The organism is Klebsiella sp. GL120222-02 (assembly GCF_003097195.1).
GTDB lineage: Bacteria > Pseudomonadota > Gammaproteobacteria > Enterobacterales > Enterobacteriaceae > Klebsiella > Klebsiella variicola.
Genome location: NZ_QEQO01000004.1, coordinates 230,098 through 250,608, shown reverse-complemented (window position 1 = coordinate 250,608; position 20,511 = coordinate 230,098). Strand labels below are relative to the sequence as shown.

The following is a 20,511-nucleotide window of genomic DNA, read 5'->3' as shown; positions in this document are numbered from 1 at the left end:
GCAGCGCCGGGCCGTCCCCTCTCCCTTCAGGGAGAGGGTTAGGGTGAGGGTGTCCGTTGGCGGATGAAATTTACGACGCCAGCAGCTGGTTCATACGGCGGATAAACTGGTTCGGATCTTCCAGCGTGCCGCGCTCGGCCAGCAGCGCCTGATCCAGCAGCAGCTCTACCCATTCGCCGAACTGCGCGTCATCCTGGGTATCGGCGGCGCGTTTCACCAGCTGATGCGCCGGGTTCAGTTCGAAGATGTATTTCACTTCCGGTGCCGCCTGGCCCGCTGCCGCGAACAGCTTCGCCATCTGCGTGCTCATCTCATCGGCATCGGTAGTGACAATCGCCGGGGTGTCGGTCAGACGATGGGTCAGACGCACCTCTTTCACCCGGTCGCCAAGCAGGTTTTTCACACGCTCAACGAACGGCTCCAGCGCTTTTTCAGCTTCTTTGGTGGACTCGTCCACTTCATCCTCCAGCTTGTCCAGCGACTCGTCGGCTTTCGCCACCGACTGGAACGCTTTGCCGTCGAACTCGGTCAGGTAGCTCATCATCCACTCGTCGATGCGATCGGAGAGCAGCAGAACTTCAATCCCTTTCTTACGCAGCAGTTCGAGGTGCGGGCTGCTCTTCGCCGCCGCATAGCTGTCGGCAGTGATGTAGTAGATCTTCTCCTGGCCTTCTTTCATCCGCGAGACATACTCTTCCAGCGACACGGTCTGCGCGGAGGAGTCGGTATGCGTCGTCGCGAAACGCAGCAGTTTGGCGATCGCTTCCTGGTTGCTCGGATCTTCCGCCGGGCCCTCTTTCAGCACCAGGCCGAACTGTTTCCAGAAAGTTTGATATTTTTCAGCGTCGTCTTTCGCCAGCTTATCCAGCATCTGCAGCGCGCGTTTGGTCAGCGCGGTACGCAGGTTGCGGGTCACGCTGCTGTCCTGCAGGATTTCACGGGAGACGTTCAGCGGCAGATCGTTGGAGTCGATCAGGCCACGCACGAAGCGCAGGTAGTTCGGCATAAACTGCTCGGCGTCGTCCATAATGAACACACGCTGCACGTACAGCTTCAGGCCGTGTTTATGATCGCGGTTCCACATATCCCACGGCGCCTGCGACGGGATATACAGCAGGCTGGTATACTCCTGCTTACCTTCCACGCGGTTGTGGCTCCAGGTCAGCGGGTCGCTGTAGTCGTGAGCGATATGCTTGTAGAACTCTTTGTATTCGTCGTCGTTCACTTCGGACTTGCTGCGGGTCCACAGGGCCTGCGCCTTGTTGATTTTTTCCCACGAAATCACGGTTTCGCCGTCTTTCTCTTCCTGCTTTTCAATCTCAACCGGCAGCGCGATATGGTCGGAATACTTGCTGATGATGGAGCGCACGCGCCAGTCGTTGAGGAAATCGTCTTCGCCCTCACGCAGATGCAGGGTGATTTCGGTGCCGCGATCGGCTTTGGTGATGTCGGCAACGGTATATTCCCCTTCGCCGGCGGATTCCCAGAACACGCCATTCTCAGGTTTATCGCCCGCCGCACGGGTACGCACGGTCACTTTATCCGCCACGATGAAGGCCGAATAGAAGCCGACGCCGAACTGGCCGATCAGCTGGCTGTCTTTCGCCTGGTCGGAACCCATCGATTCCAGAAACGCTTTGGTGCCGGATTTGGCGATAGTGCCGAGATGATCGATAACCTCTTCCCGGTTCATGCCGATACCGTTATCGGCGATGGTCAGGGTGCGGTTGTCTTTATCAAACGAAACCCGTACGCGCAGCTCGCCATCGCCCTCATACAAATCCGGCTGCGACAGCGCGCGGAAACGCAGCTTATCGGCCGCATCAGAGGCGTTGGAAATCAGCTCACGCAGAAAGATTTCTTTGTTGGAATAGAGGGAATGGATCATCAGGTGCAGAAGTTGCTTTACCTCTGACTGAAAACCACGAGTTTCTTGTCCTTTCATCTGATTCAACCTCAACAATGCCATTTTAAATGGGGTAAAAAACCGTTGAGTGGGAGATGGGGACTGCGGGGAAATTTTTCAAGCGGAGGCGGCGCTGGCCGCCTCCATTTGTTCAGAAAGTAATCTTGTGACGACCGGCCAGCGAGTGGGACAGCGTGGTGCCGTCGACCATTTCCAGCTCGCCGCCCACCGGCACGCCGTGGGCGATGCGGCTGGCATCAACGCCATACTGCGCGCACAGCTCCGCGATGTAGTTGGCCGTCGCCTCACCCTCAACGGTCGGGTTAGTGGCAAGGATCACCTCGGTGATCGACTCCGCTTCCAGCCGTTGCTCCAGGCGATCGAGCCCGATGTCATCTGGCCCGATGCCGTCGAGCGGCGACAGGTGCCCCATCAGCACGAAGTAGCGGCCGGAATACTGCCCGGTCTGCTCAATGGCGTGGATATCCGCCGGACTCTCCACCACGCAGATCTGGCCGTTTTCCTGGCGACGCGGGTTGCTGCAGATATTGCACACCTCCTGCTCGGTGAAGGTGCGGCAATCGGCGCAGTGGCCGATCTCCGACATCGCGCGCGTCAGCGCCTGCGCCAGGCGCATACCGCCGCTGCGATCGCGCTGCAGCAGGGTAAACGCCATGCGCTGCGCCGACTTCGGGCCAACGCCCGGCAGACAGCGCAGCGCTTCCATAAGCTGAGTCAACAGCGGGCTGGTTTGCATCAGAACGGCATCTTGAAGCCTGGCGGCAGCTGCATACCGGCAGAAACGGAAGCCATCTTCTCTTTCTGGGTCTCTTCAATGCGGCGCGCGGCGTCGTTAAACGCGGCAGCCACCAGATCTTCCAGCATCTCTTTGTCGTCTTCCAGCAGGCTTGGGTCGATTTCCACACGGCGGCAGTTGTGCGCGCCGTTAATGGTCACTTTCACCAGACCCGCGCCGGATTCGCCAGTCACTTCCAGCTGAGCGATCTCTTCCTGCATCTTCTGCATTTTGTCTTGCATCTGCTGGGCCTGCTTCATCAGGTTACCCAGGCCGCCTTTTCCACCAAACATAGGCTTCTCTCTCAGTCATCGTTAAAGGTACTGAATGCCAGTCAGACTGGCGTTCAAATGGGGCGGATACTCTCTTCATCCAGATCGGCGTCGAAGAAACGACGCAGGGTCTGAATGTTATTATCCGCGATAATGGCTTCGCGCGCCTGCGCGAGCTTTTCTTCATAAATAGCCTGCCGCCACTCCAGCGGCGTACGCATCGCGGGATTATCATCTTCCACGATGGTCAATTCAACCGGCGTACCGTACAACACCCCCAGCGCTTCAGCCAGCTTTTGCTGCGCGCCGGTGGAATTGAGGTGACGCTGGCTGGGGCGCAGATGCAGACAGACGCGGCTGCCCTCCTGCTCTTTCCACGCGTTGAGCGCCACCTGCTCGACCAGCTTAGGTACCGCCAGCCGGCTCACTTCCGCCGCCCAGCTGTCGCGCTCGACCGCTTCTTCGGCGAGCTTGGCCGCCAGCTCCGGCGTCTTCTCATGCTCCAGCGCTTTTTTCAGCGCTTTTGGCGTGGCGACTTCGACTTTGGCCTCTTCAACCACTGTCGTGGCCTTCCAGCGATAGGCCTCTTTCTTCGCCGGGGCCTGCTCAAGGGCAGCCGCCGCCGGACGAGCCTGGACGCGCTCGGTAATCGAACTCAGTCGCTCCAGCGCAGCGTTATTCACCGGCCGCGCGCGGGAAGCGGCTGCCGGTTCACTCTTTTTTGGAGTGGTTGCTCCCTGGCTGCGCTGCAGGTGGCTGCGGGCCGCCAGCACCTGGCTGGTGGTCGGCGACAAACTCTGCGACGGCTGCTGCGGCGGCGCAGCGGGGGCAACCGGCTGACGCGGCGCGGGCGCGGCGGTCTGTGCTGGCTGCACTTCCGGCTCTGGAAGCGGCTTACGCGGATGAAACGCCAGCGCGCGGAGCAGCGTCATTTCGACGCCCATTCGCCGGTCCGGCGCATAAGGCAGCTCTTTGCGGCCCATCAGCAGCGTTTGGTAGTAAAGCTGAACGTCGCCCGGCGGTACAGTTCGCGCCAGCTCGCGCATCCGCACTTCGACCGTGGCCATATCGGCGCCCAGCGCCGAAGGCGACAGCTGTACCATGGCGATGCGGTGCAGCAGGCTCTGCATCTCCACCAGCAGTGCCTCCCACTCGACGCCGCGTGCGGCGGCGTCATTGACGCCCGCCATCACCCGCTCGCCGTCGGCAGCGACCAGCGCTTCAATCAGCGACAGCGCCTGATCGTCATCAAGGGTGCCGAGCATAGTGCTCACCGATGCGGCCGTCAGTTGTCCTTCTCCACTGGCAATCGCCTGATCGGTCAGGCTTAAGGCATCGCGCAGGCTGCCGTCGGCTGCCCGCGACAAGAGCTGCAGCGCGCGGGGCTCAAAGGCAATCTGCTCTTCGCCAAGAATATGCTCCAGCTGATGGCGGATCTGTTCAACATCCAGGGCTTTGAGATGGAACTGCAGGCAGCGGGATAAGATCGTCACCGGCAGCTTCTGCGGATCCGTCGTCGCCAGCAGGAATTTGACGTGCGCTGGCGGCTCCTCCAGCGTTTTTAATAACGCGTTGAAGCTGTGGCGCGACAACATATGGACTTCGTCGATGAGATAGACCTTAAAGCGGCCGCGGGCCGGCGCGTACTGGACGTTATCCAGCAGGTCGCGGGTATCTTCGACTTTGGTGCGCGAGGCGGCGTCAATCTCAATCAGATCGACAAAACGCCCCTGTTCAATTTCCCGGCAGTTATCGCACACGCCGCAGGGGGTGGCGGTGATGCCGGTTTCACAGTTTAACCCTTTCGCCAGCAGACGGGCGATGGAGGTCTTACCGACCCCGCGGGTACCGGAAAAGAGATAAGCGTGATGAATGCGCCCTAACGACAAGCCGTTCGCCAGTGCGGTCAGCACATGTTCCTGGCCGACGACGTCAGCAAAGGTTTGTGGGCGCCATTTACGGGCTAAGACCTGATAACTCATGGGCTGGCTCTGAAACGCTGGAAGGTGAAATCACGAAGGGGTCATGCTATCACAGCCCCGCCCGATCGGCGAGGCTATGTGGAGGGATTTGCTTAGTGGCCCGGGAACGGCACCAGGCTGTAGCAGTGGATCCCCAGCTTCTCCAGGCGCTGTTCGCCGCCCAGATCGAACAGGTTGATAATGAAAGCGGCATCGTGCACTTCGCCGCCGAGACGGCGGATCAGTTTGACCGTCGCGTCGATGGTGCCGCCGGTCGCCAGCAGATCGTCCACCACCAGCACCTTGTCGCCCGGTTTGATTGCGTCAACGTGGATCTCCAGCTGATCGGTGCCATACTCCAGCTCATAGCTCTCGGCAATGGTTTCACGCGGCAACTTACGCGGCTTGCGAACCGGAACAAAGCCCACGCCCAGCGCCAGCGCAACCGGGGCGCCGAACAGGAAGCCACGCGCCTCAGTCCCTACCACTTTGGTAATACCCGCGTCTTTGTAGCGCTCGGTCAGCAGTTCAATGCTAAGCGCGTAGGCCTTCGGGTCTTCCAGTAAGCTGGTGACATCGCGGAAAAGAATGCCAGGTTTTGGATAATCCTCGATACTCTGGATGCTGTTCTTCAGATATTCAAGCTGCTGTGCAGTTGCGGTCATAAGTGTATGCCTGATTGAAACGGTGTTACCCACGGGCGTGCAAAAGGGGCCAAAGAAACATTTGTTTAACCTTTGACCAGGCTTGCCCGCGCTCGAAAACGCCAGAATTTACTGGCTGTCAGCAACAATTGCAACAGGCATTATTGCGCATCAGTGCTTTTGTTGCTTTGCGTCAACCACCGGAATGCGCCACATAAAGATCAGCAGGCAGGCCAGAATGACCAACAGCATGATGCGCACCCACGTAAGCTTAACCAGCCACAGCGAAATAGCAAAAGTCACCACGATCATCGCAATGGCGCGTGGTTTGGCGCCGCGAGGCATCGCGCGGTACTGCTGCCAGTGGCGAAGATAGCCGCCAAACCAGGAGCGATACAGCAGCCACTGGTGAAAGCGCGGCGATGAGCGGGCAAAGCACCAGGCGGCGAGCAGAATAAACGGCGTCGTCGGCAGCAACGGTAAGAAGATGCCCAGCGTACCCAGCGCTACCGCCAGCCAGCCGATAATGGTTAGAATAACAGGTGGCATAATGCGAATCGTTATCAAACAGATGAGGCTACTGTAGCACAGTTGGCTGGAAGGGAATGGAGAGGTGTGGTGAAAACAGCTCAACTTTTACAAACGCTGAACGATCAGCTCAGCGAGCTGGCCGCGCTGGTGGCGCCGCTGGCGGAGCACGCGACCCTGAGCCCACGCTTTGACCGTCAGCTCTTTCATACCCGCAGCACGCTGATGCAGGACTATCTGGCGGAAGCCCGGCAAAACTTTTCCCAACTGAGCCAGGCCGTCGAGCGCCAGCAGCTGCCGCAGGTGGTCTGGATTGCCGAGCGTCTGGCGGCGCAAATCGCCGCGCTGCGTCGTGAAACCGCCACCTGGTCCTTGCGCAGTTGGGACCACGCGTCGCCAACGCTGAGCCGCTGGCAGCGCCGTCGCCTGCAGCATCAGGAGTATGAGCGCCGCCTGCTGGCGATGCGCGACCAACGTCAGCGTCAGCTGGCGCAGGCGACCAGCCTTGACGAGCAGCAGCGGCTGGGGAAAGAAGTTGAAGCCTACAGCGGCCGGTTGGCGCGCTGCCGACAGGCACTGGACAAGATTGAAAACGTACTGGCGCGGCTGACGCGCTAACAGGAGAGCCCGATGTCGCTGGAAAATGCATCCGATGAGGTCAAACTGGCCGTCGATTTAATCATGTTGCTGGAATCGCATCAGATCCCGGCGCAAACCGTGCTGGGCGCGCTGGAAATTGTCAGGCGGGATTATGCAAACAAGTTAAAAAACGCGGAAAGCGGGTCGCAAAACCCAGAGAAGTAGGATGTTGTCTCCGGCAGTGTGCTGGCAGTCTGGTCCTCTGCGCATGACGCCACTGGAGACAATATTGATGGAAAAAGTCAGTCAAACCCCACACGACGCGGTGTTTCGCCAGATGCTCATGCATCAGGCGGTCGCGAAGGATTTTTTGCAGTTGTATCTCCCCGCGCCGTTTCTGGCGATCTGCGAACTGGATTCGCTGCAGCTGGTCTCCGGCAGCTTTGTTGAAGAGGACCTGCGCGCCAGCTATTCCGATATCCTTTACTCACTGCGCACGCGTCATGGACCGGGCTATGTGTACGCGCTGATTGAGCACCAGAGTACCCCGGACAAGCTGATGGCATTTCGCCTGCTGCGCTATGCGCTGGCCGCCATGCAGCGTCATCTGGACGCCGGCCACGACACGCTGCCGCTGGTGGTGCCCATTCTGTTTTATCACGGCAAAGTGAGCCCCTGGCCCTGGGCCCGCAACTGGCAACAGCTATTCGCCGATCCGGCGCTGGCGAAGACGCTCTATAGCAATGATTTTCCGCTGGTGGACCTCACCGTAATGCCAGATAATCAGATCGCCCGTCATCGGCGGATGGCCATGCTGGAGCTGCTACAAAAGCATATCCGCCATCGCGATCTGGCCGAGCTGCAGGTGCCGCTGATTGCGCTGATGACGCAAGGCTATCTGACCGAAGCGCAGCTGAATACGCTGCTGCGCTATATGTTGCAGGCGGGAACTACGGAACATCCGGGGGCGCTGATCCGCACGCTGGCGGCGCAGTCGCCCAGGCATAAGGAGCTGATGATGACCATTGCCGAATGGCTGGAAGAAAAAGGCCGTAAACAGGGACAGCAAGAGGGTGAGCAGGAAGGTCGAGAAGCCGCCACTCGCAGCATCGCCGCCAGAATGCTGGCGCGCGGCCTCGAACGTCAAACCGTGCAGGAGCTCACCGGGCTCAGCGATGAAGAACTCGCCGCGCTGGCACCCTGAAGCAGCAGGGGCGGCTTTGCGCCGCCCCTCTTCGATCAGGACGCGGTGGTGGGCGCCAGATCGTCCCCCTTCCCGTCCCGCTTCACTTCGGTGACTTCATCGCCTTTTTCATTGCGCAGATGAACTTCCAGCTGGTTAAAGGCAATGTTAATGTCATTCTCCCGGCACAGGCGGTCGATGGCGCGGTTGAGCTCATCCACCGTGTAGCTGCGATCGCGCAGTTCACGAACATACAGACGCAGTTCATGATCCAGCGTACTGGCCCCGAAGGTGGTGAAGAAAACCGCTGGCGCCGGCTCCTGCATCACTTTCGGATGATCGTGCGCGGCCTTCAGCAGCACCTCTTTCACTTTATCCAGATCGGAGCCATAGGCGACGCCGAGGCGGATCACCACCCGGGTCACGGTGTCGGAGAGCGACCAGTTGATCAAGCGCTCGGTAACGAACGCCTTGTTCGGGATAATTACCTCTTTGCGATCGAAGTCGGTGATGGTGGTCGCGCGGATACGGATTTTGCTTACCGTACCGGAGAAGGTGCCGATGGTTACCGTATCCCCAATGCGCACTGGACGCTCGAACAGAATAATCAGACCGGAGACGAAGTTACCGAAGATCTCCTGCAGGCCAAAACCTAAACCAACCGACAGCGCGGCCGCCAGCCATTGTAGTTTATCCCAGGAGACGCCCAGCGACCCGAACACCGTCATCGCCCCGATGGCGATAATCGCATAGTTAAGAATGGTGGTGATGGCGTAGGAGGTGCCCTGACGCATATTGAGACGCGAGAGAACCAGCACCTCCAGCAGACCCGGCAGGTTGCGTATTAGCGCCCAGGCGACCATCGACGCCACAATGGCAAACAGCAGACTGCCCATCGTGACGCTGCGCACCACGCTGGCCCCCGCTTCGGTACCGTTGTAGTGCCAGAGGGTAATGCTGTCGAGATAGGCGAAAACGGTGATCAGATCAGACCAAATCGCCCAGAACATGACCGCGAACAGCGCGATCATCACCAGCATGGTGATGCGCAGCGTCTGCTGGTTGACCTGCTCGAGAGCGATAGTCGGCTCCTCCTGCGGCTCGGCGCCTTCCGCGCCCTCCTTCACCAGATGCTGACGGCGCGCCAGCGCCCGGCGCCAGGCGATACGTCGCGCCGCCACGCTCAGACCGCGCAGCACGGTCTGGTACAGCAGGTTCCAGATCATCACCAGATACACGGTCTCGATCCAGCGTCCCGCCAGGCGCAGCGTGGTGTAGAAGTAACCGGTCGCCGTCAGCACCATCAGGGCTACCGGGACAATAGACAGCACGGTGATCGTCAGCAGGCGCAGGCTGTGTGATTCTTTATCACGCCAGCTTTCCCGACACATCGGCCAGACCAGCACGGCAATCAGCAGCAGATTGAAGAAAATCACAAACTGCCCCAGCACGTCGTCCATCAGGTTCAGTGGCGACAGCTCGGAAATCACCGACCAGAAATTCAGCGGCAGCAACGCGAGGCTGACGCGAACAATTTGTCGCCGCCAGTGGCTGGTCAACTGCGCAGGCATATTGAAGTGGCTGACCGCCACGCCGTTCTTTTCCAGCACTTTCCAGCACAGACCAAAGACCAGCCAGAACATGGCCAGCTTTTTACTGTACGCCCACAGCAGTCCGCTGATATTAAGCTGCATGGTGAGTAAGATCAGGCCAATCGCCAAAATTACCAGCACCACCGGCAAGGCCCGAATCAGGTCGATCAGGATCGCCTTTGGCGTATGCAGCTGGGTATCGTTGCGCAGCTGCCCCACCTGGGAAGCAAGCTTAGCCTGATAATCCTTCAGCCACTGCAGACGCCAGCGGATCAGGCCGGCAATCAGCAGCAATGGTAAACCGGCCAGGAAAGCGATAAACACCGCGGGCCACGCTTTTTCCCAGTTCACGGTGATTTTCATCGCCTTAAACTGACCTTTCAGCGCTTCCGGGAAGGCCTTAATCCACTCCCAGTCCATCGGTTTATTGCTGTTCACCCAGAAAATTTGTTGGGTCAGAATTTCCTTCAGACTGCTCGAGACGCTCATCAACTGCTGCTGGTTGATCTGCAGGTTGATGGCCATCATCAGCTGGTTCCCCAGCTGTTTGTTGAACTGGTCAAGCAGTTCGCGGCGCATGTCGATCACTTCCAGTAGCGCGGCGTGGACTTCATCGTTCACTTCGCTGCTGTGCCCCTCCTCCAGTTTGGCGACAAAGGCGTCGCTCTGGAACAGCGCGTCGCGCTGCTGGTTCACCTCAAACTGCTCGAGCCGCAGGTCGGCGATGCGGTTGGTCATATCCTGCAGTTCGTCCGCCGACGGCAGCGTCTGCTGTTGCTGATAAAGAATGCGCGACAGCAGCAGGCTCCCCCGCAGAACTGAAATTTGCTCTTTAATATCCCGTTCAGACTGCAGCGCGCGGTCGAGCCAGTTCTTCACCTGGATATTGCGCTGCACCAGCTGGTTACCGTTCTCCGTCGCCTGGATCAGCTTCTCGCTGAGCTGATGGTTAATATCCAGCTCCTGCTTAACCAGCGGATTGGCCTGAATTCGCGTGGTTTCGTCCGGGGTGACCGCCTCCTGGGCGGTTTTCTCCGTCAGCGTAAGCCGCTTGCTGTTCACCGCCTCCTGCAGCAGCTGCAGCTGATGCTCCAGCCGGTTGCTCCAGGCGGTGACGTAGTCACGCTGCTTCTGCAGGGTATCCTGCAGGACGGTGTTGCCTTCGAGGCTCTTGCGCTGCTGCTCAATCTGCGCGTTGAGCAGCGCCTGTTGAGCCTGCAACAGCACCTGCTGGGTCGGGCGCAGCGTCTCGTCGCCCACCGAGGTGCCATTCAGCCGATTGCGGATCTGCTGCAACTGTTGGGAGGCGTTATACATCGCGTTCTGCACACGTTCCGGCTGCGTTTGCAGGGAAACCAGCTGGCTGTTATAGGTCGCCAGATCGTTTTGCGCATTCTGCAGGTCGTCCAGCGTCTGAGTGACGCGTGATTCCAGTTGACGCAGAGAGAGCGTACTGAGCGTTTTGCGCGTGGCGGCGTCGTCGGGGACGTCGCTCAGATTGTTGAGACTATCCACCGCCTGGCGCAGCTTCGCCGGGGCTTGCTCGACCTGCTGACGCAGCTGTGCCGTCTCGCTTTTGATGCGCTCGATTTTATCCAGCGTTTCCAGCGTCTGGGTCAAATCCTGCTGGACCAGTTTGTCCTGCGGAGTCAGTTCTTTTTGCTTGTTTAACGTATTGAGCTGGCTCTGCACCTCTGCCCGGTCAGGGAGGTCCGCGGCGCGGCCCTGGACTGGGCTGAAAAGGCCAATAAAGCAGAGCAGCGTAATGAAAAAGATAAACGTGGCGCGTTGCCTGGAGATCGTGTGCAGCATAGTTAATATGAATGAATGCAAATGCCGGAGAATACCGGGGGTCGTCGCAAGCGCGCAGAATAGCACTTCTCTTCGCTGGCGAATAGCGGCGGACGGCGCTAAAAATTCACGTACATCCGCGCGCTAACGTTAAGCTGTCAGGCTCTCCGGGCCGCGTAGCGTAGGACAGAACTGATACATCTCCAGCAGGATGGCGACGTAGTCGCGCGCTTCCGCATGCAGGTCGAACGAGTCAGGGGCAAACAGCCAGTTTTCCATCAGGCCGGAAAGGTAGCTGCGCATTAACACAGCCGCCCGCCGGGTGAGTAAATTGGCGGGCAACAGCTTCGCGGCGATGCACTCTTTTAAGGTCTGCTCGATACGCTCGTAGCTCGCCAGGGAGAGCTGCCGCTGGGCCTGCTGCACTACGGTCATCTCACCGACAAACTCACACTTATGATAGATAATCTCCATCATTAATCGTCGACGTTCCTCTGTCACTGTCGCTTCAAGAACATAGACTAATATCTCCCTGATAACTGAGAGTGGATCGTTGGGGAATTTTGCCCGATACTCAATTTCGAGATCGCTAATACTGGCGTCTGACAGCTCCCAAATTTCGTTGAATAAATCTGATTTATTCTTGAAATGCCAGTAGATAGCCCCCCTCGTTACACCCGCAGCTTTTGCAATTGTTGCCAACGAGGTAGATGATACGCCTTGCTGCGAAAACAGACGCAGAGCAACATCCAGAATCAGTTGCCGGGTTTCACGTGCCTGTTGTTTGGTTTTTCGTGCCATAGGTTAATGACTTTACAGAGGTTACGTTTACATACATTTGTGAATGTATGTACCATAGCATGACCATAATAGAAAGACTGTAGTGGGTTTGTGGTTGTTTGAGCCACTGAACATTTTGAAATTGGACACTCGAGGTTTACATATGAACAAAAACAGAGGGTTAACGCCTCTGGCGGTCGTTCTGATGCTCTCAGGCAGCTTAGCGCTAACAGGATGTGACGATAAACCGGCTCAACAAGGAGCCCAGCACATGCCGGAAGTCGGTATTGTGACGCTCAAATCCGCACCTCTACAAATAACCACCGAACTGCCAGGCCGCACCAGCGCCTATCGCATTGCGGAAGTCCGTCCTCAGGTCAGTGGCATTATTTTAAAACGTAACTTCGTGGAAGGTAGCGATATCCAGGCCGGCGTCTCCCTGTATCAGATCGATCCCGCCACCTATCAGGCCAGCTATGACAGCGCCAAAGGCGACCTGGCAAAAGCCCAGGCGGCGGCGAACATGGATCAACTGACGGTCAAGCGTTATCAGAAACTGTTAGGCACCAAATATATTAGTCAACAAGACTACGATACCGCCGTCGCAACGGCACAGCAGAGCAATGCGGCCGTGGTCGCAGCAAAAGCAGCTGTTGAAACCGCGCGCATCAATCTGGCCTACACCAAAGTCACTTCACCTATTAGCGGCCGTATTGGTAAATCCGCGGTGACCGAAGGGGCGCTGGTGCAGAACGGTCAAACGACTGCCCTGGCAACTGTTCAGCAGCTGGATCCGATCTATGTTGACGTCACCCAGTCGAGCAATGATTTCCTGCGCCTGAAACAGGAGCTGGCCGATGGCCGCCTGAAACAGGAAAACGGCAAAGCGAAAGTGGAGCTGGTGACGAATGACGGTCTTAAGTATCCGCAGGCCGGCACGCTGGAATTTTCGGATGTCACCGTCGATCAGACCACCGGCTCTATCACGCTGCGCGCGATTTTCCCGAACCCGGACCACACCCTGCTACCGGGGATGTTTGTGCGTGCCCGTCTGGAAGAAGGGGTTAACCCTGACGCCCTGCTGGTACCGCAACAGGGTGTTACCCGTACGCCGCGCGGCGATGCCAGCGTCATGGTGGTCGGGGAAGGCGATAAAGTCGAAGTCCGCCAGGTCACTGCTTCTCAGGCGATCGGCGATAAATGGCTGGTCACTGACGGTCTGAAAACGGGCGATCGCGTTATCGTCACCGGCCTGCAAAAAATCAAACCAGGCGTGCAGGTAAAAGCGCAGGAAGTAGCTTCTGATGATAAACAGCAAGCCGCAGGCAACGCGCCATCAGAACAAACCAAGTCTTAACTTAAACAGGAGCCGTTAAGACATGCCTAATTTCTTTATCGATCGCCCCATATTTGCATGGGTGATCGCCATCATCATCATGCTGGCTGGGGGATTATCGATCCTCAAATTGCCGGTAGCGCAATATCCGACGATTGCGCCGCCAGCAATTTCCATTACCGCCATGTACCCCGGTGCTGACGCCGAAACTGTGCAGAACACCGTGACTCAGGTTATCGAACAGAATATGAACGGTATCGACCACCTGATGTACATGTCCTCCAATGGCGACTCCACCGGTACGGCGACCATCACCCTGACCTTCGAATCCGGCACCGATCCGGATATTGCCCAGGTTCAGGTACAGAACAAGCTGGCGCTGGCGACGCCTCTGCTGCCGCAAGAAGTACAGCAGCAAGGGATTAGCGTTGAGAAAGCGTCCAGCAGCTTCCTGATGGTTGTCGGCGTTATTAACACCAACGGCACCATGAACCAGGACGATATTTCGGACTACGTGGCGGCCAACATGAAGGACCCGATCAGCCGTACCAGCGGCGTCGGCGACGTTCAGCTGTTCGGTTCCCAGTACGCGATGCGTATCTGGATGGATCCGAACAAACTGAACAACTTCCAGCTGACGCCGGTGGACGTGATCAGCGCCCTGAAAGCGCAGAACGCCCAGGTGGCCGCGGGTCAGTTAGGCGGTACGCCGCCGGTGAAAGGCCAGCAGCTTAACGCCTCGATCATCGCGCAAACCCGTCTGACCAATACCGAAGAATTTGGCAACATTCTGCTGAAGGTGAACCAGGACGGTTCCCAGGTTCGTCTGCGCGATGTCGCCAAAATTGAACTGGGCGGCGAAAGCTATGACGTGGTGGCGAAGTTTAACGGCCAGCCGGCATCCGGTCTGGGTATTAAACTGGCTACCGGCGCGAACGCGCTGGATACCGCCAACGCTATCCGTGCAGAACTGGCGAAGATGGAGCCGTTTTTCCCGTCGGGCCTGAAAATCGTTTACCCATATGACACCACCCCGTTCGTGAAAATCTCTATTCACGAAGTGGTTAAAACGCTGGTTGAAGCGATCATCCTGGTGTTCCTGGTCATGTATCTGTTCCTGCAGAACTTCCGCGCCACGCTGATCCCGACCATCGCCGTACCCGTAGTCCTGTTAGGCACCTTTGCGGTACTGGCAGCGTTTGGCTTCTCGATAAACACCCTGACGATGTTCGGGATGGTGCTCGCCATCGGCCTGTTGGTGGATGACGCCATCGTCGTAGTCGAGAACGTCGAACGCGTGATGGCGGAAGAGGGTCTGCCGCCGAAAGAAGCGACGCGTAAATCGATGGGACAGATTCAGGGCGCGCTGGTCGGTATCGCCATGGTGCTGTCGGCGGTATTTATCCCGATGGCGTTCTTCGGCGGTTCAACCGGGGCCATCTATCGCCAGTTCTCCATCACCATCGTTTCTGCGATGGCGCTGTCGGTACTGGTGGCGTTGATCCTGACGCCAGCGCTGTGCGCCACCATGCTGAAGCCTATTCAGAAAGGCAGCCATGGCGCGACCACCGGTTTCTTCGGTTGGTTTAACCGCATGTTCGATAAGAGCACGCACCACTACACCGACAGCGTAGGCAACATTCTGCGCAGCACCGGTCGTTATCTGGTCCTGTATCTGATCATCGTGGTGGGCATGGCGTGGCTCTTCGTCCGTCTGCCGAGCTCGTTCCTGCCGGACGAGGACCAGGGGGTATTCCTGAGCATGGCGCAGCTGCCTGCCGGCGCCACCCAGGAGCGTACGCAGAAAGTGCTGGATGAGATGACGAATTACTATCTCACCAAAGAGAAGGACAACGTGGAATCCGTGTTTGCGGTTAACGGCTTCGGCTTCGCCGGCCGCGGCCAGAACACCGGCATCGCGTTCGTCTCGCTGAAAGACTGGAGCCAGCGTCCGGGTGAGGAAAACAAAGTTGAAGCGATCACCGGCCGGGCGATGGGCTACTTCTCGCAGATTAAAGATGCGATGGTGTTCGCCTTTAACCTGCCAGCTATCGTTGAACTGGGTACCGCGACCGGCTTTGACTTCCAGCTCATTGACCAGGGCGGTCTGGGCCACGAAAAACTGACCCAGGCGCGTAACCAGCTGTTTGGCATGGTGGCGCAGCATCCTGACGTGTTAACCGGCGTGCGTCCTAACGGTCTGGAAGATACACCGCAGTTCAAAGTCGATATCGATCAGGAAAAAGCCCAGGCGCTGGGCGTCTCCATCAGCGACATTAACACCACGCTGGGCGCAGCCTGGGGCGGGAGCTATGTCAACGACTTTATCGACCGCGGCCGCGTGAAGAAAGTGTACATCATGTCTGAAGCGAAATACCGTATGCTGCCGGAAGACATCGGCAAGTGGTATGTTCGCGGCAGCGATGGTCAGATGGTGCCGTTCTCCGCCTTCTCTACTTCGCGTTGGGAATACGGTTCGCCGCGCCTGGAACGCTACAACGGCCTGCCGTCCCTGGAAATTCTCGGCCAGGCAGCGCCAGGCAAGAGTACCGGTGAGGCGATGAGCCTGATGGAAGAGCTGGCGGGTAAACTGCCTTCCGGTATCGGCTACGACTGGACCGGGATGTCTTATCAGGAACGACTGTCCGGCAACCAGGCCCCTGCCCTGTATGCCATTTCGCTGATTGTCGTCTTCCTGTGTCTGGCAGCGCTGTATGAGAGCTGGTCAATTCCGTTCTCGGTCATGCTGGTCGTTCCGCTGGGTGTGGTCGGTGCGCTGTTAGCCGCTACCTTCCGCGGTTTAACCAACGACGTTTACTTCCAGGTGGGCCTGTTGACCACCATCGGCCTGTCGGCGAAGAACGCGATATTGATCGTTGAATTCGCCAAAGACCTGATGGAGAAAGAGGGTAAAGGGCTAATTGAGGCAACGCTTGAAGCAGTGCGTATGCGTCTGCGTCCGATCCTGATGACCTCCCTGGCGTTTATCCTCGGCGTTATGCCGCTGGTGATCAGCTCGGGTGCCGGCTCCGGCGCGCAGAACGCCGTCGGTACTGGCGTAATGGGCGGGATGGTGACCGCGACGATTCTGGCCATCTTCTTCGTGCCAGTGTTCTTCGTGGTGGTTCGTCGCCGCTTTAGCAAGAAATCGGAAGATATTGAGCACAGCCATCAGGTTGAGCATCATTAATCGTCACACTTGAACAAAGGGCCGCCTTCGCGGCCCTTTTTTTGTCCGTCGCAACAGGGCACATATTGCCATTGTTTATTTTTCACACTGCATTTAATATATATTGATATGGTCCTGGCTATTTTTTCACATTGCCTGGCACTTATGATCTTTACACACTCATTGACCAGGAATAATCCTAATACCAACGCCCGCGGCCGGCGGTTTCTGAACGCGACAGCTGCCTGCCTTAAGCCGATGATTGATAAGACTTCTCTATTTCTCGGGCTGTGCGCCAGGGCCTGCGAAATTAATTCGTCTATTTTTAAGATAATTTCTCTCTGATAATTGTAATTTTTCGTAATAGCACGATGAAATCTGTTGGAGAGTGGATTATAGTTAAATCAGCAGGATTACTCAGTTAGTGTCAGGTCGGTTAGTCGTGTTCATCCCACAACGGTGTTTGTTAGTCGTCGTTTAAACCACTCAAAAGGGGATGCGTTATGGACGAATACTCGCCAAAAAGACATGATATTGCACAGCTACGCTTTCTCTGCGAAACGCTGTATCATGACTGCCTTGCAAACCTGGAAGAGAGCAACCATGGCTGGGTCAACGACCCGACTTCGGCTGTCAATCTTCAGTTAAATGAATTGATCGAGCACATTGCCACATTCGCGCTTAATTATAAAATTAAGTACACTGAGGATAATAAACTGGTCGCTCAGGTTGACGAATATCTGGACGATACTTTTACCTTGTTCAGTAACTACGGCATTAACTCAACGGATTTGCAAAAGTGGAAAAAATCCGGTAATCGACTATTTCGTTGCTTTGTCAACGCCAGCCGGGAAAACCCGGCCAGTCTCTCGTGTTAGAATTATTACAATCAAAAGGTGGAATTATGTCTGATAAGCCATTAACTAAAACAGACTATTTGATGCGCTTACGTCGTTGCCAGACAATTGACACGCTGGAGCGCGTCATTGAAAAAAATAAATATGAACTGTCTGATAATGAACTGGCGGTATTTTACTCAGCCGCCGATCATCGTCTGGCTGAACTGACCATGAATAAGCTGTACGATAAGATCCCGACCTCAGTCTGGAAGTTTATCCGCTAATCGACGCGCACAACGTGGTCTGCTGACCGGACGAAACGCGTCAGCCGCCGCAGGGTATCTTTGTGATAGTCATCACATCATTCAGCTAACAGCAACCCTGTAACCGGTTTCTTTTTTATACTGCTACGGCCATCTAAAGTCAGGTATAAGGAAGACCCATGAGTGAAGAAAAACGTAAAATGATCGCCGGTGAGCTCTATTTATCTGGCGACCCAACGCTTCGCGCCGATCGCCTGCGCGCCAGACAGTTGTTACACCGTTATAATCATTCCTCCCCGGATGCGCAGGAAGAACGTCAGCATATTCTGGCCGAGCTGTTCGGTCGCGCCGGCGATGCGTATATCGAGCCAAGCTTTCGCTGCGACTACGGCTACAATATCTTTCTCGGCAACGCGTTTTACGCCAATTTTGACTGCGTGATGCTGGACGTCTGCCCTATTCATATTGGCGATAACTGCATGCTGGCGCCGGGCGTCCATATTTATACCGCCACCCATCCGCTGGATGCCGAGGCGCGTAACAGCGGCCAGGAATATGGCAAACCAGTGACCATCGGCCACAATGTGTGGATTGGTGGGCGGGCGGTAATCAATCCCGGGGTGACCATTGGTGATAATGCGGTCATTGCGTCCGGTGCTGTCGTCACCAAAGATGTACCGGCCGGGGCCGTTGTCGGCGGCAACCCGGCGCAGATCATTAAGCGCCTTCCGCTACCAAATCCGTAACTGTTATGGTTTTCTGTAACTGATCTGTTACTTTCTCCGTGGAATATTGCAACATAAAATAGCCTTCAGGCTAAGCCTGCCACGCCTGGTCCGCCGGGCGCGCACGGCTGGCTCATTGCAGAATTCGGGGACCAAGATGACAGAAATACAACGCCTGCTAACTCATACCATTGACGAACTCAACGTTCAGGAAAAACGCGATAATCGCCCGCGTTTTAGCATCAGTTTTATCCGCAACCATCCGGGGCTGTTTGTTGCCATGTATGCCGCGTTTCTGGCGACGCTGGTGGTCATGCTGCGCTCTGAAACGCTGGTAGACTCGGTCTGGTTGCTGGTGGTGCTGTTCATCCTGTTCAACGCCTTTTTCTTCTTTGATGTCTATCCGCGCTATCGTTATGAAGATATCGATGTCCTCGACTTTCGCGTGTGCTACAACGGGGAATGGTATAACACCCGCTTTGTTCCCCGGCAGCTGATCGAGCGTATTCTTCAGTCGCCGGATGTCGATAGCGAGCAGAAGGCGCAGCTCAAAAAGATGGTCGCCACCAAAGGCGAGCTCTCCTTCTACGACGTTTTTACGCTGACCCGCGCCGGTGCTGCACAATAAGACGATTTAGCGTCCGCAGCGCCAGCGGATAGCGGGAAGCAGAAGTATTACCATATCCCAGCACCAGCCCGCTCCGCCCCCGCTGCGGGTCGAGATAGAAATGACTTAACGCGGCAGGCGCCAGTTGAAACTGACGCGCCTGCTGCGCAATCGCCTGGTCATCGAACCCTTCCATTGCGACTGTCAAATGGAGCCCCCCTTCCCCGCCAAGGACCTCGCATGGCACGGTTATCTCTTGCGCCAGTGCCTCACGCAGCTGTTGTTGGCGCTTGCGGTACAGGCGACGCATGGCCGCCAGATGGCGAGCATAGTGCCCCTTCTCAATAAACCTGGCCAGCGCCCGCTGTTCCGTGCGGTGTCCTCCACGCAGCAACGTGCCAATCACATCCTGAACGGCATCCGCCAGCGCAGGCGGCATCACCATGAAGCCAATACGCAGCGCCGGAAAGAGCGTTTTGCTGAAGGTACCGAGATACACCACCGGGGCATCCGGCACCATCCCCAGCATCGCCGGGATCGGCTCTCCGCTATGGCGAAACTCGCTGTCGTAGTCATCCTCCACAATCCACGCCCCGTGCAGGCGGGCGTACTCCACCAGCGCCAGACGTCGCGCGGCGCTCATGACGCTCCCGAGGGGATACTGATGAGAGGGAGAGGTGAAGATCAGCCGGGGCGGCTCCGCGACGCCGTTGGCAATCCCCATCCCTTCGTCATCGACCGCCATTCCGCTGACCCGCAGCCCTGCGCGCTGGAAACTGCTCCTGGCCCCCAGGTACCCCGGCTCTTCCACCCACACGCTGTCGCCTGGATCCGTCAACAGCGAAGCGCATAAGTTCACCCCTTCCAGCGCCCCTTCGGTAATGACAATCTGCCGAATATCGCAACGGATCCCCCGGGAGAGCGCCAGATGACGAGCGATAGCTTCCCGCAGCAAGGGGTCGCCTGCCGCCTCGCCATAGCCCAGCAGCGCGCTGCCCTCGTCGCGTAAGACGTTATCCATCAGCCGCCGCCACAGCGGCAACGGGAAATAGTTCACCGCCGGCATGCCAGGGGTAAACAGCAGCGCCGGAGAGTCGCGACGCATCGCGGCTGGCAGCCCTTGCAGCCGCTCAGGCAGCACAACGGGCGGCACCTTCACGGCCTCTTCGCGGCAGGCGGCGAGCGGTACCACCTGCGTCCCCTGACGGCTCCGCGTCAGGTACCCCTCCAGCGCCAGCTGCTCCAGGGCAGCATTGACCGTATTCCGCGACAGCTGCAGCCGTCCGGCCATCACCCGCGATCCGGGCAAACGGCAGTTGGCCGCCAGAGTTCCCTGCAGGATGGCATGGCGCAATGTGTGGTAAAGGGCCCGCTGCAGGGTTTCATCCGATCGGTGCTGTATCCCCTGCGTCACCAGCGTAAAAAAACCATCGTCCGGTATGTTCATCTCATCTCCTCGTGGCCCTATAAAAACATACGCCTGTGGCACTTTTTATGGAACCAGTGAGCGCGTACGCTGCCTGAAAAACCCCGCTAAGGA

The 20,511-nt window shown here is 57.4% G+C and carries 18 protein-coding genes, 1 pseudogene and 1 other annotated feature; of the genes and pseudogenes, 9 read left to right on the top strand and 10 right to left on the bottom strand.

Annotated features, from left to right (window positions below; all coding sequences use genetic code 11):
- Nucleotides 1-70: 70 nt before the first annotated feature.
- The 6 genes from htpG to N438_RS15070 all read right to left on the bottom strand — a co-directional run bounded on the left by htpG (nt 71) and on the right by N438_RS15070 (nt 6,128).
- Complete coding sequence (gene htpG, locus N438_RS15100) at nt 71-1,945, bottom strand: molecular chaperone HtpG (RefSeq protein ID WP_116696359.1); 1,875 nt, start codon at nt 1,943-1,945, stop codon at nt 71-73.
- A 112-nt stretch (nt 1,946-2,057) separates the two neighbouring features.
- On the bottom strand, nt 2,058-2,663 hold the full coding sequence (gene recR / locus N438_RS15095; RefSeq protein WP_008805449.1) for a recombination mediator RecR: 606 nt from the start codon (nt 2,661-2,663) through the stop codon (nt 2,058-2,060).
- Complete coding sequence (locus tag N438_RS15090) at nt 2,663-2,995, bottom strand: YbaB/EbfC family nucleoid-associated protein (RefSeq protein WP_008805448.1); 333 nt, start codon at nt 2,993-2,995, stop codon at nt 2,663-2,665. The genes recR and N438_RS15090 overlap by 1 nt, the downstream gene beginning before the upstream one ends.
- A 53-nt stretch (nt 2,996-3,048) precedes the next feature.
- Nucleotides 3,049-4,956 carry a DNA polymerase III subunit gamma/tau gene (gene dnaX / locus N438_RS15085; protein WP_100751239.1) on the bottom strand — a complete coding sequence of 636 codons (1,908 nt, stop codon included), beginning with the start codon at nt 4,954-4,956 and terminating at the stop codon, nt 3,049-3,051.
- Nucleotides 3,652-3,716, bottom strand: a sequence feature (DnaX frameshifting element). Its footprint overlaps the gene before it by 65 nt.
- 92 nt (nt 4,957-5,048) lie before the next feature.
- On the bottom strand, nt 5,049-5,600 hold the full coding sequence (apt, locus tag N438_RS15080) for an adenine phosphoribosyltransferase (RefSeq protein ID WP_012542663.1): 552 nt from the start codon (nt 5,598-5,600) through the stop codon (nt 5,049-5,051).
- 150 nt (nt 5,601-5,750) lie between these two features.
- Nucleotides 5,751-6,128: a DUF454 family protein gene (locus tag N438_RS15070; protein WP_008805444.1), complete on the bottom strand. Its 378-nt coding sequence runs from the start codon at nt 6,126-6,128 to the stop codon at nt 5,751-5,753.
- Between the two features lie 69 nt (nt 6,129-6,197).
- On the opposite strand from N438_RS15070, the gene priC reads away from it, so the two are divergent.
- The 3 genes from priC to N438_RS15055 all read left to right on the top strand — a co-directional run bounded on the left by priC (nt 6,198) and on the right by N438_RS15055 (nt 7,890).
- Nucleotides 6,198-6,725: a primosomal replication protein N'' gene (gene priC / locus N438_RS15065; protein WP_016160398.1), complete on the top strand. Its 528-nt coding sequence runs from the start codon at nt 6,198-6,200 to the stop codon at nt 6,723-6,725.
- A 12-nt stretch (nt 6,726-6,737) separates the two neighbouring features.
- The gene (gene rsmS / locus N438_RS15060; RefSeq protein ID WP_008805442.1) at nt 6,738-6,911 is read left to right on the top strand and encodes a pleiotropic regulatory protein RsmS; all 174 of its coding nucleotides are present in this window, start codon (nt 6,738-6,740) and stop codon (nt 6,909-6,911) included.
- A 67-nt stretch (nt 6,912-6,978) separates the two neighbouring features.
- Nucleotides 6,979-7,890: an Rpn family recombination-promoting nuclease/putative transposase gene (locus N438_RS15055; protein ID WP_043875730.1), complete on the top strand. Its 912-nt coding sequence runs from the start codon at nt 6,979-6,981 to the stop codon at nt 7,888-7,890.
- A 35-nt stretch (nt 7,891-7,925) separates the two neighbouring features.
- Here the strand turns inward: N438_RS15055 and mscK are convergent, their stop codons facing one another.
- Nucleotides 7,926-11,273, bottom strand: a complete 3,348-nt coding sequence (mscK, locus tag N438_RS15050) for a mechanosensitive channel MscK (RefSeq protein ID WP_012542666.1) — start codon at nt 11,271-11,273, stop codon at nt 7,926-7,928.
- Between the two features lie 129 nt (nt 11,274-11,402).
- Nucleotides 11,403-12,053 carry a multidrug efflux transporter transcriptional repressor AcrR gene (acrR, locus tag N438_RS15045; RefSeq protein ID WP_008805439.1) on the bottom strand — a complete coding sequence of 217 codons (651 nt, stop codon included), beginning with the start codon at nt 12,051-12,053 and terminating at the stop codon, nt 11,403-11,405.
- Between the two features lie 142 nt (nt 12,054-12,195).
- On the opposite strand from acrR, the gene acrA reads away from it, so the two are divergent.
- The 5 genes from acrA (at nt 12,196) to maa (ending at nt 18,385) form a co-directional block, all read left to right on the top strand.
- Nucleotides 12,196-13,389 carry a multidrug efflux RND transporter periplasmic adaptor subunit AcrA gene (gene acrA / locus N438_RS15040; protein ID WP_008805438.1) on the top strand — a complete coding sequence of 398 codons (1,194 nt, stop codon included), beginning with the start codon at nt 12,196-12,198 and terminating at the stop codon, nt 13,387-13,389.
- 22 nt (nt 13,390-13,411) lie between these two features.
- Nucleotides 13,412-16,558 (top strand): multidrug efflux RND transporter permease subunit AcrB, encoded by a 3,147-nt coding sequence (acrB, locus tag N438_RS15035; protein WP_094955339.1) that lies wholly within the window; start codon nt 13,412-13,414, stop codon nt 16,556-16,558.
- 482 nt (nt 16,559-17,040) lie between these two features.
- On the top strand, nt 17,041-17,415 hold the full coding sequence (tomB, locus tag N438_RS15025) for an Hha toxicity modulator TomB (RefSeq protein WP_008805436.1): 375 nt from the start codon (nt 17,041-17,043) through the stop codon (nt 17,413-17,415).
- A gap of 26 nt (nt 17,416-17,441) precedes the next feature.
- Nucleotides 17,442-17,660 carry an HHA domain-containing protein gene (locus tag N438_RS15020; protein ID WP_002892050.1) on the top strand — a complete coding sequence of 73 codons (219 nt, stop codon included), beginning with the start codon at nt 17,442-17,444 and terminating at the stop codon, nt 17,658-17,660.
- 158 nt (nt 17,661-17,818) lie between these two features.
- Nucleotides 17,819-18,385 (top strand): maltose O-acetyltransferase, encoded by a 567-nt coding sequence (gene maa, locus N438_RS15015; RefSeq protein WP_008805435.1) that lies wholly within the window; start codon nt 17,819-17,821, stop codon nt 18,383-18,385.
- On the opposite strand, the pseudogene N438_RS28095 reads toward maa, so the two are convergent.
- A pseudogene (locus N438_RS28095) lies at nt 18,357-18,485 on the bottom strand (hypothetical protein); the annotation flags it as partial. The gene maa and the pseudogene N438_RS28095 overlap by 29 nt on opposite strands.
- 36 nt (nt 18,486-18,521) lie before the next feature.
- On the opposite strand from N438_RS28095, the gene N438_RS15010 reads away from it, so the two are divergent.
- A complete protein-coding gene (locus N438_RS15010; protein WP_008805434.1) occupies nt 18,522-18,992 on the top strand; it encodes a YlaC family protein in 471 nt (156 codons plus the stop codon).
- On the opposite strand, the gene N438_RS15005 is transcribed toward N438_RS15010, so the two are convergent.
- On the bottom strand, nt 18,961-20,418 hold the full coding sequence (locus N438_RS15005; protein ID WP_012968814.1) for a PLP-dependent aminotransferase family protein: 1,458 nt from the start codon (nt 20,416-20,418) through the stop codon (nt 18,961-18,963). The genes N438_RS15010 and N438_RS15005 overlap by 32 nt on opposite strands.
- Between the last annotated feature and the right edge of the window lie 93 nt (nt 20,419-20,511).

What these genes read in the sequence shown, in the direction of transcription:
- htpG (WP_116696359.1), bottom strand. Translation starts at nt 1,945, where the DNA reads ATGAAAGGACAAGAAACTCGTGGTTTTCAGTCAGAGGTAAAGCAACTT.
- recR (WP_008805449.1), bottom strand. Translation starts at nt 2,663, where the DNA reads ATGCAAACCAGCCCGCTGTTGACTCAGCTTATGGAAGCGCTGCGCTGT.
- N438_RS15090 (WP_008805448.1), bottom strand. Translation starts at nt 2,995, where the DNA reads ATGTTTGGTGGAAAAGGCGGCCTGGGTAACCTGATGAAGCAGGCCCAG.
- dnaX (WP_100751239.1), bottom strand. Translation starts at nt 4,956, where the DNA reads ATGAGTTATCAGGTCTTAGCCCGTAAATGGCGCCCACAAACCTTTGCT.
- apt (WP_012542663.1), bottom strand. Translation starts at nt 5,600, where the DNA reads ATGACCGCAACTGCACAGCAGCTTGAATATCTGAAGAACAGCATCCAG.
- N438_RS15070 (WP_008805444.1), bottom strand. Translation starts at nt 6,128, where the DNA reads ATGCCACCTGTTATTCTAACCATTATCGGCTGGCTGGCGGTAGCGCTG.
- rsmS (WP_008805442.1), top strand. Translation starts at nt 6,738, where the DNA reads ATGTCGCTGGAAAATGCATCCGATGAGGTCAAACTGGCCGTCGATTTA.
- N438_RS15055 (WP_043875730.1), top strand. Translation starts at nt 6,979, where the DNA reads ATGGAAAAAGTCAGTCAAACCCCACACGACGCGGTGTTTCGCCAGATG.
- mscK (WP_012542666.1), bottom strand. Translation starts at nt 11,273, where the DNA reads ATGCTGCACACGATCTCCAGGCAACGCGCCACGTTTATCTTTTTCATT.
- acrR (WP_008805439.1), bottom strand. Translation starts at nt 12,053, where the DNA reads ATGGCACGAAAAACCAAACAACAGGCACGTGAAACCCGGCAACTGATT.
- acrA (WP_008805438.1), top strand. Translation starts at nt 12,196, where the DNA reads ATGAACAAAAACAGAGGGTTAACGCCTCTGGCGGTCGTTCTGATGCTC.
- acrB (WP_094955339.1), top strand. Translation starts at nt 13,412, where the DNA reads ATGCCTAATTTCTTTATCGATCGCCCCATATTTGCATGGGTGATCGCC.
- tomB (WP_008805436.1), top strand. Translation starts at nt 17,041, where the DNA reads ATGGACGAATACTCGCCAAAAAGACATGATATTGCACAGCTACGCTTT.
- N438_RS15020 (WP_002892050.1), top strand. Translation starts at nt 17,442, where the DNA reads ATGTCTGATAAGCCATTAACTAAAACAGACTATTTGATGCGCTTACGT.
- maa (WP_008805435.1), top strand. Translation starts at nt 17,819, where the DNA reads ATGAGTGAAGAAAAACGTAAAATGATCGCCGGTGAGCTCTATTTATCT.
- N438_RS15010 (WP_008805434.1), top strand. Translation starts at nt 18,522, where the DNA reads ATGACAGAAATACAACGCCTGCTAACTCATACCATTGACGAACTCAAC.
- N438_RS15005 (WP_012968814.1), bottom strand. Translation starts at nt 20,418, where the DNA reads ATGAACATACCGGACGATGGTTTTTTTACGCTGGTGACGCAGGGGATA.